The 13890-nt window shown below is 41.0% G+C and carries 15 protein-coding genes; 13 read left to right on the top strand and 2 right to left on the bottom strand.

From position 1 onward, the window contains the following. Positions 1–68 precede the first annotated feature (68 nt). On the top strand, positions 69–932 hold the full coding sequence (gene pheA / locus J1899_RS16095) for a prephenate dehydratase (protein ID WP_214475205.1): 864 nt from the start codon (positions 69–71) through the stop codon (positions 930–932). Between the two features lie 674 nt (positions 933–1606). Here pheA and J1899_RS16090 read toward each other — a convergent pair. Continuing rightward, positions 1607–2143: a transcription repressor NadR gene (locus J1899_RS16090; protein WP_214475203.1), complete on the bottom strand. Its 537-nt coding sequence runs from the start codon at positions 2141–2143 to the stop codon at positions 1607–1609. Between the two features lie 335 nt (positions 2144–2478). Here J1899_RS16090 and safA point away from each other — a divergent pair, with 335 nt between their 5' ends. From safA to J1899_RS16065, 5 genes are all read left to right on the top strand, one after another. Then, positions 2479–3990, top strand: a complete 1512-nt coding sequence (gene safA, locus J1899_RS16085; RefSeq protein WP_246586500.1) for a SafA/ExsA family spore coat assembly protein — start codon at positions 2479–2481, stop codon at positions 3988–3990. Continuing rightward, the gene (locus tag J1899_RS16080; protein WP_214475202.1) at positions 3926–4957 is read left to right on the top strand and encodes a phosphotransferase; all 1032 of its coding nucleotides are present in this window, start codon (positions 3926–3928) and stop codon (positions 4955–4957) included. The genes safA and J1899_RS16080 overlap by 65 nt, the downstream gene beginning before the upstream one ends. A 97-nt stretch (positions 4958–5054) precedes the next feature. Continuing rightward, positions 5055–5708: a YhcN/YlaJ family sporulation lipoprotein gene (locus tag J1899_RS16075; RefSeq protein WP_214475200.1), complete on the top strand. Its 654-nt coding sequence runs from the start codon at positions 5055–5057 to the stop codon at positions 5706–5708. 151 nt (positions 5709–5859) lie between these two features. After that, entirely contained in the window at positions 5860–6378 is a 519-nt protein-coding gene (locus J1899_RS16070; protein WP_214475198.1) for an intercompartmental signaling factor BofC, read from the top strand. Between the two features lie 138 nt (positions 6379–6516). Beyond that, entirely contained in the window at positions 6517–7068 is a 552-nt protein-coding gene (locus J1899_RS16065; RefSeq protein ID WP_214475196.1) for a tyrosine-type recombinase/integrase, read from the top strand. Positions 7069–7129: 61 nt separating this feature from the next. On the opposite strand, the gene J1899_RS16060 is transcribed toward J1899_RS16065, so the two are convergent. Continuing rightward, entirely contained in the window at positions 7130–7816 is a 687-nt protein-coding gene (locus J1899_RS16060) for a universal stress protein (RefSeq protein WP_214475194.1), read from the bottom strand. Between the two features lie 272 nt (positions 7817–8088). Here J1899_RS16060 and J1899_RS16055 point away from each other — a divergent pair, with 272 nt between their 5' ends. The 7 genes from J1899_RS16055 to mnhG are packed head-to-tail and all read left to right on the top strand — an operon-like array spanning position 8089 to position 13867. Next, positions 8089–10512, top strand: coding sequence for a Na+/H+ antiporter subunit A (locus J1899_RS16055; protein ID WP_214475192.1), 2424 nt, complete (start codon positions 8089–8091; stop codon positions 10510–10512). Further along, positions 10496–10921 carry a Na(+)/H(+) antiporter subunit B gene (locus J1899_RS16050; RefSeq protein ID WP_214475190.1) on the top strand — a complete coding sequence of 142 codons (426 nt, stop codon included), beginning with the start codon at positions 10496–10498 and terminating at the stop codon, positions 10919–10921. Before J1899_RS16055 ends, J1899_RS16050 begins: the two co-directional genes overlap by 17 nt. Position 10922: 1 nt before the next feature. Further along, on the top strand, positions 10923–11261 hold the full coding sequence (locus J1899_RS16045) for a Na(+)/H(+) antiporter subunit C (RefSeq protein WP_066443182.1): 339 nt from the start codon (positions 10923–10925) through the stop codon (positions 11259–11261). Continuing rightward, positions 11254–12732, top strand: coding sequence for a Na+/H+ antiporter subunit D (locus J1899_RS16040; protein ID WP_066443183.1), 1479 nt, complete (start codon positions 11254–11256; stop codon positions 12730–12732). Before J1899_RS16045 ends, J1899_RS16040 begins: the two co-directional genes overlap by 8 nt. Before the next feature lie 31 nt (positions 12733–12763). Further along, positions 12764–13243, top strand: a complete 480-nt coding sequence (locus J1899_RS16035) for a Na+/H+ antiporter subunit E (protein ID WP_214475188.1) — start codon at positions 12764–12766, stop codon at positions 13241–13243. After that, entirely contained in the window at positions 13240–13524 is a 285-nt protein-coding gene (locus tag J1899_RS16030; protein ID WP_214475186.1) for a Na(+)/H(+) antiporter subunit F1, read from the top strand. Before J1899_RS16035 ends, J1899_RS16030 begins: the two co-directional genes overlap by 4 nt. Then, the gene (mnhG, locus tag J1899_RS16025) at positions 13508–13867 is read left to right on the top strand and encodes a monovalent cation/H(+) antiporter subunit G (RefSeq protein WP_214478869.1); all 360 of its coding nucleotides are present in this window, start codon (positions 13508–13510) and stop codon (positions 13865–13867) included. Before J1899_RS16030 ends, mnhG begins: the two co-directional genes overlap by 17 nt. Positions 13868–13890: the final 23 nt, after the last annotated feature.

Raw genomic sequence — 13890 nt, 5'->3', positions numbered from 1 at the left:
CACCTGCCGAGTACCTGTTTTTTTACAACTTTATATTCATATACATAAGATTCAAAGGAGAGGTTTTCATGAAGATCGGCTTTTTAGGACCACAAGCAACATTTACCGATATTGCGGTGAGAGGTTTGTTTCCAAACGAAACAAGAATCCCTCTTCAAACCATTCCGGACTGCTTTGATGTTTTAAACGAAGGAAAAGTTGATCTGGCTGTGATTCCAATTGAGAATGCATTAGAAGGGTCTGTTAATATAACCCTGGATTATCTAATTCATGAAGCGAAGAAACCCATTATTGGGGAAATCACTGCCCCGATTCGGCAGCATTTAATGGTGCATCCACTTCATCAGGATAAATGGAATGAAACTACAGCTGTCTATAGTCACTCACATGCAATTGCACAGTGCCATAAATTTTTACATACAGAATTAAAAGGAATTCCGACGGTAAATACAACATCTACGGCAGCAGCTGCTTCTTACATAAAAGATCATCCAGAGCTAAAGATTGCTGCAATTGCAAATGAACTGGCGGCAGAAGTATATGGACTGGCCATCGCCCAATCCGATATCCATGATTTTGATTACAACCACACCCGTTTTATTGTTGTTTCAAAAGAGGAACAGGAACTCAATACAGATACGCCCCTTTTTAAAGGTCATAAAACAACGATCATGGTGACTCTGCCATTAGACCGTGCTGGTGCACTTCACCAGGTTTTGTCGGCATTTGCCTGGAGAAATCTGAATTTATCCAAAATTGAATCGAGACCAATGAAAACAGGACTTGGCAACTATTTCTTTATCATTGATGTGGATATGCAGAAAGATGAAGTGCTCATTCCAGGAGTTGCCGCTGAATTGGAGGCGCTTGGCTGCAGAGTAAATATATTGGGGAGTTATCCTTATTTTAGTTTAGGGAGTAGTGAGGCGTAGGAGTTGCTTGTCTCTTTGGAAAAGGCTGTCTAGTTTTTGACTGGGCAGCTTTTTTTAATGGAGTTTATGAAAGAGGAGTAACCTGTTAGGGGATACGGGGAGGAAGGATTGGCGGGAACTGCTCTTTATGGTGAAAAGAGAGAGTGGACGGGTAGTAAAGAAGTGCGAAAGTGCCCGTCAGTGCGGAAAAAGAGAGTTGACGGGCACTAAAGAAGTGCGAAAGTGCCCGTCAGTGTGGAGTAAGAGAGCCGACGGGAGGTAAAGAGGGGTCAAAGTGCCCGTTAGCCCGGAAAAAGCGAGCCGGCGGTCACCAAAGAAGCCCCAAAGTGCCTGTCAGCCCAAAAAAAAGAGAGTCGGCGGTCACAAAAGAAGCCCCAAAGTGCCCGCCTGCCCGAAAAAAGGTAGCCGGCGGTCACCAAAGAAGCCCCAAAGAGCCCGCCAATCCAAAAAAGAACCGCCGGTCACCAAAGAAGCCCCAAAGAGCCCACCAGTCCCAAAAAAAGAGCCCACGGTTACCAAAGAACCCCGCCCCACTGTCCCCCGAGTCACACCAAATAAACACCTGCAAAACGAAGAACAAAAGCGGACACAACTCCCAGTACAGCAGCAATCATCCACTCACCCCCAACGAAAAAGAGGCAGGAAATAACCCCTGCCTCTCCATTAACCCGTATTTATTCCACCAAGAATCCCGCTTCTCTTAATGCCTCGACCGCTTCATCTAAATTTTTTTCTGAAGGTGCTGAGATGGTGTGGATATGATAGCCATCAGTCAGCTCGGACAAGAAGGATGCTTGTGTGGTTTTAATTTTTTTAATAAATTGATTGACTTCTTTTCTGCTTGAAACCATGATAGACGCTGTTAAGTCTCCGTACACAGGATGTTCAATTTTGACATCTTTCACAGTCACGCCATAATCAACGAAAAGACAGAGTTCCTCTTCTGCGCGTTCTGGTGTATGACAGCAGGCGATGATCCTCTCGGCAATGGGAGAAGGGATGTTGTTTGCTAAGTACATATAGCCTTGGCTTGTTGCTATAATCGGCTCGCCTCGGGCTTTTAATAAGGTAATATCACCGACAATCACTTGCCTGCTGACATTTGCTTTTGTGGCCAGATCGCCTCCTGTTATAGGCTGACCGGCTTTTTGTAAAAGCTCAAGCAGTAAGGATCGTCTTTCTTCACCTAGTATTTTCTTTGATTCGCTCAAAATAGGTTTCCCCCCAAACGCTCACATATTGTCCCATTTTACCATAATTTTTACCTGAATTTAAATGGATGAGTATTTGTCCGCTGACAGACATATTATGTTTTTTCAGATTAAATCATATTTTCATAAAAAAAATCATAAGTTTCTGTGTAGATTGTTAGCAATTTGCCCATTCCTTCATACACTATATGGACTATCGCAGATATTCAGTTTTTATTCTGCTTGCCCACAGCTGCAGGAAAACTGAAAAGCCCGATTTGATCAACAATCCGTGTGACCGCAAAAATCATCAGCGGAAAACACGGTATGACTTTACACATAGGAGGGAAATCAGAGTGAAAATCCATATCGTACAGAAAGGGGATACCCTTTGGAAAATCGCCAAAAAGTACGGAGTGAATTTTGAAGAGCTTAAAAAGATGAATACACAGCTCAGCAATCCTGATATGATTATGCCCGGCATGAAAATAAAAGTTCCTGCATCAGGCGGCACGATTAAAAAAGAGGCGCCAATTGGTCCAGAAATTCATATGGGTTCCAAAAAGGAAATGCCAAAGGCAGAGCATCCATTTGCAAAAGAAAAGCCAATCACACAGCCTGTAGCTGAAACACCAAAGGAAATGCCTGTTCAGCCGCAGAAACCGGCGCCGCTTAAGCAAGAAAAGCCTAAAAAACCATATATGCCAAAAATGCCAAAGCCAATGATGCCAGATATCGATATTAACAATTATTATTTAATGAATCTTGCCAATATACAAACGCAGCAGCCTGCTCCACACCCACAGCCAAAACCAATGCCGCAGCCAAAGCCTGTTCAGCAGAAGCCTGTTGCACAGCCAAAACCAGTACAGCCAAAGCCAGTGGAACAAACAAAGCCTATTGAACAAGTAAAACCAGTAAAACCGGTTATGCCAATGGCAGCAGAACAGCCAATCGCAGCACCAACAAAACCAAAGCTGCCGCCAAAACCATTAAATTTATTTCCACAGGAAAATCCTGTTGAAATGCATGAAAGCATGAATTTGCCAACAAACCAAGGAGGTTACGAACAGCCTATGAATCCTTATCACAACCAAAATCCATTTTACCCGGGAGCTCCTGCACCACAAGCAGGTCATCAAGGAGGATTTCCTCAAGCACAAATGCCATACCCGCAAGTTCAGGGAGTACAGTCACCTTATGGAATGATGCCAGGAGTTGAAAGTCCTAACTATGAGGAATCTTCACCGTATATGTCACAGCATCAATTGCCGCTTTCACCATCACAAGCTCAAATGCCAGCACCGGTAATGGGCGTTGAGGATTATGGTCAGCAGCTTCCGCTTCAGCCGACATATACAGCACCTGCATATCAGCAGCCTTATTATCCATGCCCGCCAACACAGATTTATCCGATTTCACCTGTAATGCCGGGGCCAGGACCAGGCTACTGTCCGCCTCCAATGCATCATGGTTATCCGCAATACGCGCCGATGCCGCAAGTGCAAGGAGTAATGGAGGAGCCGAATTATGCTCAGATGCCATTAATGCCAACGGAAAGTCAAATGCCGTTAAGTCCAGCTCAACACCAAATGCCATTAATGCCGTCACAAAGTCAAATGCCGTTAATGCCTACTGCTGTACAAGGAGCTGAAGCAGACTGCGGATGTGGTGGCGGAGCACCTGCTGGATATCCACATCAATATCAGCAGCCTTTTGTACCTGCGCCTGCATTCCCAGGAGCTGTACCATATGGCCAGCCTTATGGAGCATTTCCACAAGGACAGATGAACCCATACGGATATGGACCAATGGGCGGACCTGCATTCGGTCGTCCTTTTGACGAAAGCAGTGACTTCGAAGGATAACGGACGAAGAGACGATTTAGATCTAAATCGTCTCTTCACCTATTTAAATGGTCAACTGCCTTTTGTTTTAACAGATCTAAGACCGATCCGCAAAAATGTTTTTAAAATCAGCACAGCTGAGAAACAATATATCTTAAAAGAATTTTCGCCAGGAAATCGATTAAGGCTGCAAGAAACCTTTACGTCTTCACTAAAGCATGAGGGCTTTGATCAGACTTATCAGTTTGTTGACCTGGCACAGGATGCACCTCTATATTTTCAAGGGAAATTGTTTGGACTGCTGGACTATATTCCTTCAGCAGAACACCCTTTTGCGTACAATACATCTAAAAATAGAGAAGATGCATTGTCACTTCTGTATCACTATCATGAAACAACTGCAAAATTATATCCAAGATACAAAACCTTGCTTCCTGCATTCAATCAAATGGCAAAGTGGACAGACCGCTTGACTGTTTTTAAGCAAAATAGTACGCTGCTCAAATTGTTTATTCATGGCGATCTACTTGAAGAATTTATTCTGTGGGCAAAATGGTCATTAGCTGGAATGAAGGAGACGTTCGAGTGGTTTGAAACACAGCCAAAAGTTGTGCTGCATGGAGATGTGGCATTTCATAATTTTCTTCGCGGTAAAAATGGGCGTCTATATTTATTGGATTTTGATTTGATCAGCAATGGCCATGCTTATGCTGATTATTTGCAATATGCCAACCGGATCTTGCCATCGATCGGCTGGTCCTTCCATGAATTGCAATCCTTACAAATATTAAAGCCTTATCTTTCAGAAAAAGGCTTTTTGTATGGACTCATTTACCCGACAGATATTTTTCGTGAATGGAACCGGCTTATACGCGGGAGAATGTACAATGATCGTGTGAAAATAAAAAATGTGCTTGATATGACTTTTTATCAATTAGAGAAAAGGCGCACATTTATTCATGATATAAAAATGGAAATAGGCTCATAGATCTTCCTGTTATCTGCAGGCATTAAACCTCTTCGAACCAGCCAAGCTAAACAAGAGCAGACCGCTCAGGCTTGTGATATCCGAGGAGGTTTTTATTTTGAATAAAAAACGGGCTCTTATTCCCTTTGCAGCACTTGTCTCGCTTGGTTTAACAGCATGCGGAACGAATGGAGATACTGCTGTTCAGGATCGAAATACAGAAGTAACGCAGCCAATGGGGTATTATTCAAATGAGCATCACGAAGATCAGGATCGCGGAAATGCACGCTTGCTCACAAACAATGATAATGATGGGCCGATTGTGGAAATGATGGATCATTCACTTGGTGAGGAGAGAGGCCATCAGCGAGATGGCACATACAGCCGGGCTGATCGTAACTACCATAAGCACCTTGGTGATCCAGTCAGAACTCCGCGAACATCTTATTATCAATCTTACGATGGCACTACTGCTGAAAACATAAGCAAAGCAGCTTCAAATGTAGAAAATGTCAAAGATGCACAAGCTTTATTACATGAAAATGACATTGTCATAGCTGCATTGCTGGAAAATCGTAACAATGATGCTGAGACGAAAAAAAGTATTCAGCAGGCGGTTCGTCCCCTAATTGGCGATCGCTCAGTCCATATCCTCACGAATGAAAGTCAATATAACCGGATTAAGGTTCTTAACAATGATCTTAAAGAAGGCGGAATGCGCGAGCAAATTGACTTGGATATGGAAAACTTGTTTAGAGATGTGAATAATTAAGTAAGACATATAACAGCAGAGAGGGGGTTTTCTCTCTGCTTTTTTCTTTATCCAATAAATAGGAATAAGCATAAAATTTTTGGTCAAACTAGTAATAAACAAAGATATTTAAGCGAATAAAATTGTCGCATATATAGGCGAGGTGACCAAAATGAAAAGCATATCTGCATCACTGCTTTCTGCATTTATAATGATTGTTGGAATTGGTGCGGTCCATGAGGTGTCCGCACAGGCAATGGATAATAATGAATCTCCGCCGCAGATGAAAGTGATTTTAGAAAGAGTGTATCTGGACGGAGAAATAAGTGAAGAAACAGTGACGGAAACCATTTGGGCAGCCGAAGATTTCTGGGCGAAATATGAAGATTGGAAGTTAGTAGATATGGATGAAGGATACGTTGTTTTTAGGCAACAGACGGACGATATTTCCCCGCTACTGAAGGCAAATGGATATTTTGGGATCACAGATGAAGGAATTCTCACCATATTTAATGGAAAACCGCAGCGCACAAACATTATTCAATCCTTCTTTCAAATCGATATCCAGAGACTTGAAAGCAATAAGTGTGAACAGTTGAAAAAAGGAATTCCGATCATGACAAAAGATCGATATATAGAAGTACTTGAAACCTTTAAAACCTATTCAACGGATGACAAGGTCTTAAATTGATTAATTGACAGGCCCAAATCGCAATAAATCGACCGGTGACAGATGTCCTGGTCTTTTTTTGCGGATTAAACATTTGTAATGTTACATAGTATTTGTTAACATATAATTAAGTAACATTAGAAAACAGGAGGAAATTCTGTGGAGTACGTCGATCCTATTAAGGATATTCAAAGTATTAATGAAATAAAAAAAGAGTTAAAGGAACAGTCACAAAGGGATTTGCTTCTTTTTGTTTTTGGAATTAATACTGGAATTAGGATAAGTGACTTGCTTTCATTAAAAGTTGGCGATGTTTCCGATGGCAAGGAGACGAAAGAGTTTTTAGAATTAGAACAATCTCAACAGACGATTTATTTGAACAATTCCGTGCGTGGAGAATTACAGAAATATCTGGCGCAGTTTACCTATCAAGGTGAAGATTATTTATTCAAATCAAAAAAGAATGATTTGCCGATTACAAGGCAACAAGCATATAGAATCATTAATACCGCAGCTAAAAAGGTCGGTATCCCCGGCAAGATCGGCACGCATACTCTGCGTAAAACATTTGGATACCATGCTTACCGCAAAGGTATAGCCATCTCGATTATTAAGGGGATCTATCAGCATCATTCTTCTGCAGAGACATTAAAATATATTGGAATTGATAAACATGAGGGGCAGATGATTAAAGTCGATGTCAATTTGTAGGGTGTAATAAATTGATGATGAGTTATAAAGAAAACCCCCGCATTATATGCGGAGGCAAGAATTAATCGTCATTATCCTCAAGTGTTGTATTCATATCAACATGTGTCAAATCCGTCACGATGTCCTCAGTTACATTTACTTGAAGCATTTCGTTGTTTTTCATAAATTTAAAAATCCCATTGTTAAAGTCTGTGCAGCTATCCTTAAAGAAGATGCCTTCGTATTCAACATTTTTGGCATGTTTGAAAATGACTCGATATTGCTCACCGTCTTGAACTAGATAAGCACGGACGCCTTTTTCAAATAAGCCTTCATTATCTTTCAGATCACGGGAAACAGAGATGATATGAAGGTCTACAAAAGGGATTTCGCGCAGCAAAGAATTAATGATTGATCCTTTTGCAATTTGCTCCCAGCGGCTTTGTGCCGTCTGTCCGAGAATAATCTGCGTGATATGCTGTTCCCTTGCGACTTCTGCAATCACTTTTGAAACAGGCTTCTTTTCATTATCTCTTAATATAAAGGCATCAGCACCCTGCTGCTCTGCCAGCTGCTGCCACCTCGTAATGTAGTGAGATTTCTCAGCATCCATTTCATCAAATGGTTTAGGGTCAATCGTCAAAATATAAAGTGGGCAATCAAGCATATTTGCCAGCTTGCTGCCGCGCTGTATGAGTCGTTCACCATTAGGGCCATAATAGACGCAGACTAAAATGCTTTCGTCCATACGACCTTTAATTTTCTTCATTTAAAGCTCACCTCGTAATAGATGTGAAATAACTAATCAAAAAACAGTTTAATAAATTGGCTATGTATGACTATAGCTCATGACACACACACAGTCAATGTAAAAAACAAAATTAAAGCAGTCCTTTTTTAAAAGATAAAATAAGCATTTAACAGCAGTCAGCATTCATTAGGTTTGAGACAGGACTGACCAAAAGAGTAAGGATAAAAACATCGTCTTTCTTTTTCAGGCATGCTCATTTTTAAAAATTCGTATAAAGGAGGTACTCCAATATGGTATGGCTCGGCATCATCATTTTAGTACCATTTATTGCTGCTATTATTGTTCCCTTTCTGCATAAAGTGTTCAATCAAAAAATTCATATAGGCTGGTTCGTATTGTTTATACCGTTCCTGATTTTTATCTATTTATTAACGTATATTCCTTCCATATCAGCAGGTAAAACATTTACCTATCTTGTTCAGTGGATCCCCACTTATGACATTAATTTTGAACTTTATATGGATGGATTGTCATTAGTATTTGGACTCTTAATTACAGGAATTGGATCACTTGTTATTTTTTACTCGATTTTCTATCTCTCAAAGGAGCGGGAAGCTCTCCATAATTTCTATGTGTATCTAATGATGTTTATGGGTGCCATGCTCGGACTTGTGTTCTCGGATAATATCCTTGTGATCTACGTATTCTGGGAGTTAACGAGTATTTCTTCGTTCTTATTAATTGCCTACTGGTATCAGCGGCAAAGGTCTCGTTATGGTGCACAAAAATCAATGCTGATTACGATTTTTGGCGGTTTAAGCATGCTTGCGGGCTTTATTATGCTTTCCATCATAACGGATACTTATAGCATGCGGGAAATTGCTTCACAGATGGATCTAATTCATGGACATGAACTTTTCTTCCCTTTAATGATCCTGATCTTAATTGGGGCATTTACAAAATCAGCTCAGTTTCCTTTTAGTATTTGGCTTCCCGACGCAATGGAGGCACCAACACCGATTAGTGCTTATTTGCATTCAGCAACGATGGTTAAAGCAGGCATTTATTTAGTTGCCCGTTTTACGCCAGTTTTTGGAGGAACAGCTGAATGGTTTTGGCTTGTGTCAGGAATTGGAATACTAACCTTATTATACGGCTCTATTAATGCTGTCAGGCAGACAGATTTAAAAGCACTGCTTGCTTATTCCACCATCAGTCAGCTCGGTTTAATCATGAGCTTGCTCGGGATAGGGTCTGCTATTTTGTATTTTGGCTATAATGACGAATCGTCCGTGTATGCAATCGCGTCACTTGCTGCTGTGTTTCACTTAGTCAATCATTCTACCTTTAAAGGATCCTTGTTCATGGTTGTTGGGATCATTGACCACGAAACAGGGACACGTGATATCCGTAAGCTGGGCGGTTTACTGAGTTTTATGCCGATTTCTTTTACTCTTGCTGTAATCGGAAGCTTTGCAATGGCGGGCTTGCCTCCATTTAACGGTTTCTTGAGTAAGGAAATGTTTTTTACGGCTGTTGTAAATGCCTCACAGCTGGAGATTTTTAATATGGAAACAATCGGAGTATTATTTCCGGTTATTGCTTGGATCGCAAGTGTTTTCACATTTGTTTATAGTATGATACTTGTCTTTAAAACGTTCGGAGGGAAATATAAGCCCAAAATGCTTGAAAAGCCGGCACATGAAGCACCGCTTGGCATGCTGATTCCTCCTGCTATATTGGCTTCGCTAGTTGTGATCTTTTTCTTTTTTCCAAATGTCCTCGCCAATTATTTATTAAAGCCGGCACTTGCTTCTTTATTGCCGGAGGAAGTAACTGCGGTTGATATTGAGATGAAAATCAGCGCATGGCATGGCTGGAATACAGAACTGTTTATGACAATTGGCGTTGTCGTTATTGGAAGCATTTTATATGTACTATTAAAAAAATGGATCGGTTTATACAGCGTTTATCCGCAAAGTGTTACGCTTAACCGCTTATATGATAGCGGTCTGGCAAAAATGGAAAGCGGAGCAAAAACCATTACGGATCAGTATATGACAGGTTCTCTGCGTGCTTATATGATTTACATCTTCTCGCTTTTGATTTTCGTATGGGGAGGTGCGCTTCTGCTCCCTGGTGCATTTTCGATTGATGTTTCAAATGACGCACCAGTAAGTTTTTATGAAGTCGGCATTATGGGCAGTATGCTTGCTGCGGCGTTAACCGTCTTATTTGCAAAGTCGCGCCTGACTGCCATTATTGCCGTAGGAGCACTTGGTTATTTGGTTGCCATCTTCTTTGTTCTTTTCAGAGCACCAGATTTGGCTTTAACACAGCTTGTGGTAGAGACGGTTACAACCGCTCTGTTTTTACTATGCTTTTACCATTTGCCGAAGTTTAAAAAGGAAAAAGAGAAAAAAGGAATACCATTCAAGCCATTAAACTTAATTATTTCGCTCGGTGTAGGGACTGTCGTTACTTTGTTTGCGATATCAGCGAACAGCAGCAGAATGTTTGAACCAGTTTCATCGTATTTTGAAGATTCGTATGAGCTTGCAGGGGCAAGAAATATTGTTAATGCCATATTGGTTGATTTCCGTGGTCTTGATACTATGCTTGAAATATTTGTGCTGACCATTGTTGGCCTTGGTGTATATACATTGATCAAATTAAGATTAGCAAGGAGGGAAAAAGATGAAGGAGCCGAATGATGTAATTTTAAGAAGTGTCACAAAGGTGGCAGTCGTCATTATTTTCACCTTCTCCATTAACCTTTTTTTCTCCGGTCATCATCTTCCGGGAGGCGGGTTTATTGGCGGCTTGGGCTTTGCAGCCGCTCTAACGCTGTTATTTCTGAGCTATGATATTGAAACAGTCCGTGAAAATATAGCACTCGATTTCAAAAAGGTGGCTGTGGTTGGTGTTCTGATTGCCGTTGGAACAGGCCTTGGTTCCTTTCTATTTGATGCACCATTTCTATCTCATACGTTTGATTATTTTGATCTGCCAATATTCGGAAAGACAGAGCTCGCAACGGCAGTTTTGTTTGATGTGGGAGTTGCAATGGCTGTTATTGGTACGGCGGTTACGGTCATCATGACGATAAGTGAGGATCGATAATATGGAAACATTGATGTCAATTTTAATTGGATTATTCTTTGCCATTGGAACGTATTTAATTTTAACGAAGACCTTGCTGCGAATTATTTTAGGGACTTCTATTATAAGTCATGGTGTTCATCTTCTCATTTTAACAATGGGGGGAGTAAAAGCTGGCGGTCCGCCGCTTTTAGGCTTTGAAGAGATCACATTTACAGACCCTATACCGCAGGCATTGATTTTAACTGCGATCGTTATTAATTTTGCTACTACGGCTTTGTTTTTAGTATTAAGTTACCGTGCCTATAAGGTTATAGGAACAGACAACACAGAGAAAATGAGGGGGAATGAGGATGAATAATCTGCTGATTTTACCCGTCGTCATCCCTTTGGTTATGGGACTTTTGATGGTTTTGTTTAGAAAGAATATTACCCTCCAAAAAATAGTAAGTGCAGCAAGCATAACCGCAACTGGCGCTGTGGCAGTGCTGCTTATGATTCAAAATGATCAAGATGGCATTCAAACCCTGCAGATTGGAGGCTGGCAGGCGCCTTTCGGGATCACTTACGCTGCTGATATGTTTTCAAGTCTTTTGCTGACAACTACAAGTATTGTTGCTCTGTCATGTTTGTTATTTGCTTTTAAAACGATTGGGGAAGAAAGGGAGAGCTATTATTTCTATCCTGTTTTCTTATTTCTGATTACCGGGGTAAATGGCTCGTTTTTAACAGGCGATCTCTTTCATTTGTTTGTTTGCTTCGAAGTCATGCTGATTTCGTCCTATGTTCTGCTGTCATTAGGCGGCACTAGAAAGCAGCTGAGAGAATCGGTTAAATATGTGCTGATCAATCTTATTTCATCGTTTCTATTCTTAGTTGGAGTGGCTTATATTTATGCTGTGGTAGGAACGCTAAACCTGGCTGATCTCTCTGTCAAGGTAGCAGAGGCAGGTCAGGGCGGAATGCTGACAGCCATTTCACTCGTATTTTTAATTGTGTTTAGTTTAAAGGCCGGGTTACTGCTGTTTTTCTGGCTTCCTGGGTCCTATAGTGCACCGCCAACTGCCATCGCTGCAGTGTTCGCAGGTTTACTGACAAAGGTGGGCATGTATGCGATTTTCCGCTTGTTTACGCTTGTATTTTATCATGAACCGCAAATAACCCACCTTCTCATTGGTGTTTTAGGTGCAGTTACCATGGTGCTTGGTGCAATCGGAGCAGTTGCCTATGGAGATATTAAGAAAATTTTAACCTATAATGTGATCATCGGTGTCGGTTTTATTATGGCTGGACTTGCCTCCATGTCGATTGCGGGCATGACAGGTTCCGTATTTTATCTGATTCACGACATGATTATTAAAGCGCTCATCTTCCTCATTGGAGGAACGATCATTTCTCTGACAGGCACGAGTAAGCTTGAAGATATGAGCGGTTTGATACGCACTCATCCGTATTTAGGCTGGATGTTTTTCACGGCTGCATTAGCATTGGCAGGTATTCCACCGTTAAGCGGCTTTTTAGGCAAGGTGTTTATCACACAAGGCACCTTTGAAGCGGAGTATTATTGGCTCGGAGGCATTGGTCTTCTGACAAGTCTGCTCGTTTTATATTCAATTATGAAAATATTTATGAATGCGTTTTGGGGAGAGACCTATCTCAGTGAAGAAATGGAAAAAGGGTCTACAAAGGGTATAATGGTGCCGATTGCTCTTTTAACAGGATTAGCTGTGCTGCTTGGAGTCGGTGCTGAAGGGATTAGTTCGTATGTCAATCTAGCGGCAGAAGGACTGATGAATCCTGAGCTCTATATCAAAGCTGTATTTGGAGAATAAAATAGAAGGCTAAAGGATTGGGGTGAAGCTGATGCCAAAGCAGGTACTGACGAATTTATTTATAGCGATATTATGGAGTTTTCTCCAAAATGATTGGAGTGCCATCACATTTTTATCAGGATATATAGTCGGGATTGTCGTCATATTCATATTGCGGAAATATTTGCGTGATCAGTTTTATCTGATTACCATTTTAAATGTTTTAAAGTTGTTTTTTATTTTCTTGCGTGAGCTGCTTTCATCAAGTATTTTAGTGATTCGGCAAGTAACCAGACCAAAAATTAATATTACACCTGGTATTTTTAAACTGCACACAGAATTAGAGGGAGATCTGGAAATTACCCTATTGGCTCTCTTGCTGAGTCTAACGCCGGGTTCTGTCGTAATAGAAGTTTCAAATGATAATAAAGTGTTTTATATGCATGCAATGGATATCCCAGAATCTAAAAAATCTGTACTCCGGTCAAAGCAGAAGTTTGAAACGGCCATTAAGAAGGTGACGCGCAAATGATTTATACGATTCTATTGATATCAATATTCTTTTTAGTTCTTTCTATAATTGCAGCCGTTTATCGGCTCATAAAAGGGCCTTCGATCCCTGATAAGGTGCAGGCACTTGATGCGATTGGCATCAATCTAATTGCAGTGGTAGCAATCACCTCTGTTATGCTCAGAACGACGGCGTTTTTTGAAGTGATCTTATTGATCGGTATATTATCCTTTATCGGGACGATTGCGTTTGCCAGATATCTAGAAAGAGGTGTTGTCATTGAGCATAAGCGTTCTAAGTGAAATAGTTGCTGTCACTCTCATTCTCATTGGCTGTATTATTAGTTTTTTAAGTGCAGTTGGATTAGTTCGTTTGCCTGATGTTTATACACGGTCGCACGCAGCTTCTAAAAGCTCGACATTGGGCGTGCTTTGTACACTTGTCGGCACTTTCGTCTTTTTTATCTTTCAAGAAGGATATTTTAGTATAAAACTGCTGCTTGGAATTTTCTTTGTCTTTCTGACTGCACCTGTATCCGCTCACTTAATCTGCCGCTCTGCTTACCGCACAGATGTGGAGCTTGCAGAAGTAAGTGCCCGCGACGATTTAAAGGAAGAGTTAAAACGTCTGCAGGAAAAAGGATAGAACTTGTACACTCTGTTGCTTAG

The organism is Cytobacillus gottheilii, from assembly GCF_018582665.1.
GTDB classification, from domain to species: Bacteria; Bacillota; Bacilli; order Bacillales; family Cytobacillaceae; genus Cytobacillus; species Cytobacillus gottheilii.
This window is presented reverse-complemented; position numbering and strand designations above follow the sequence as displayed.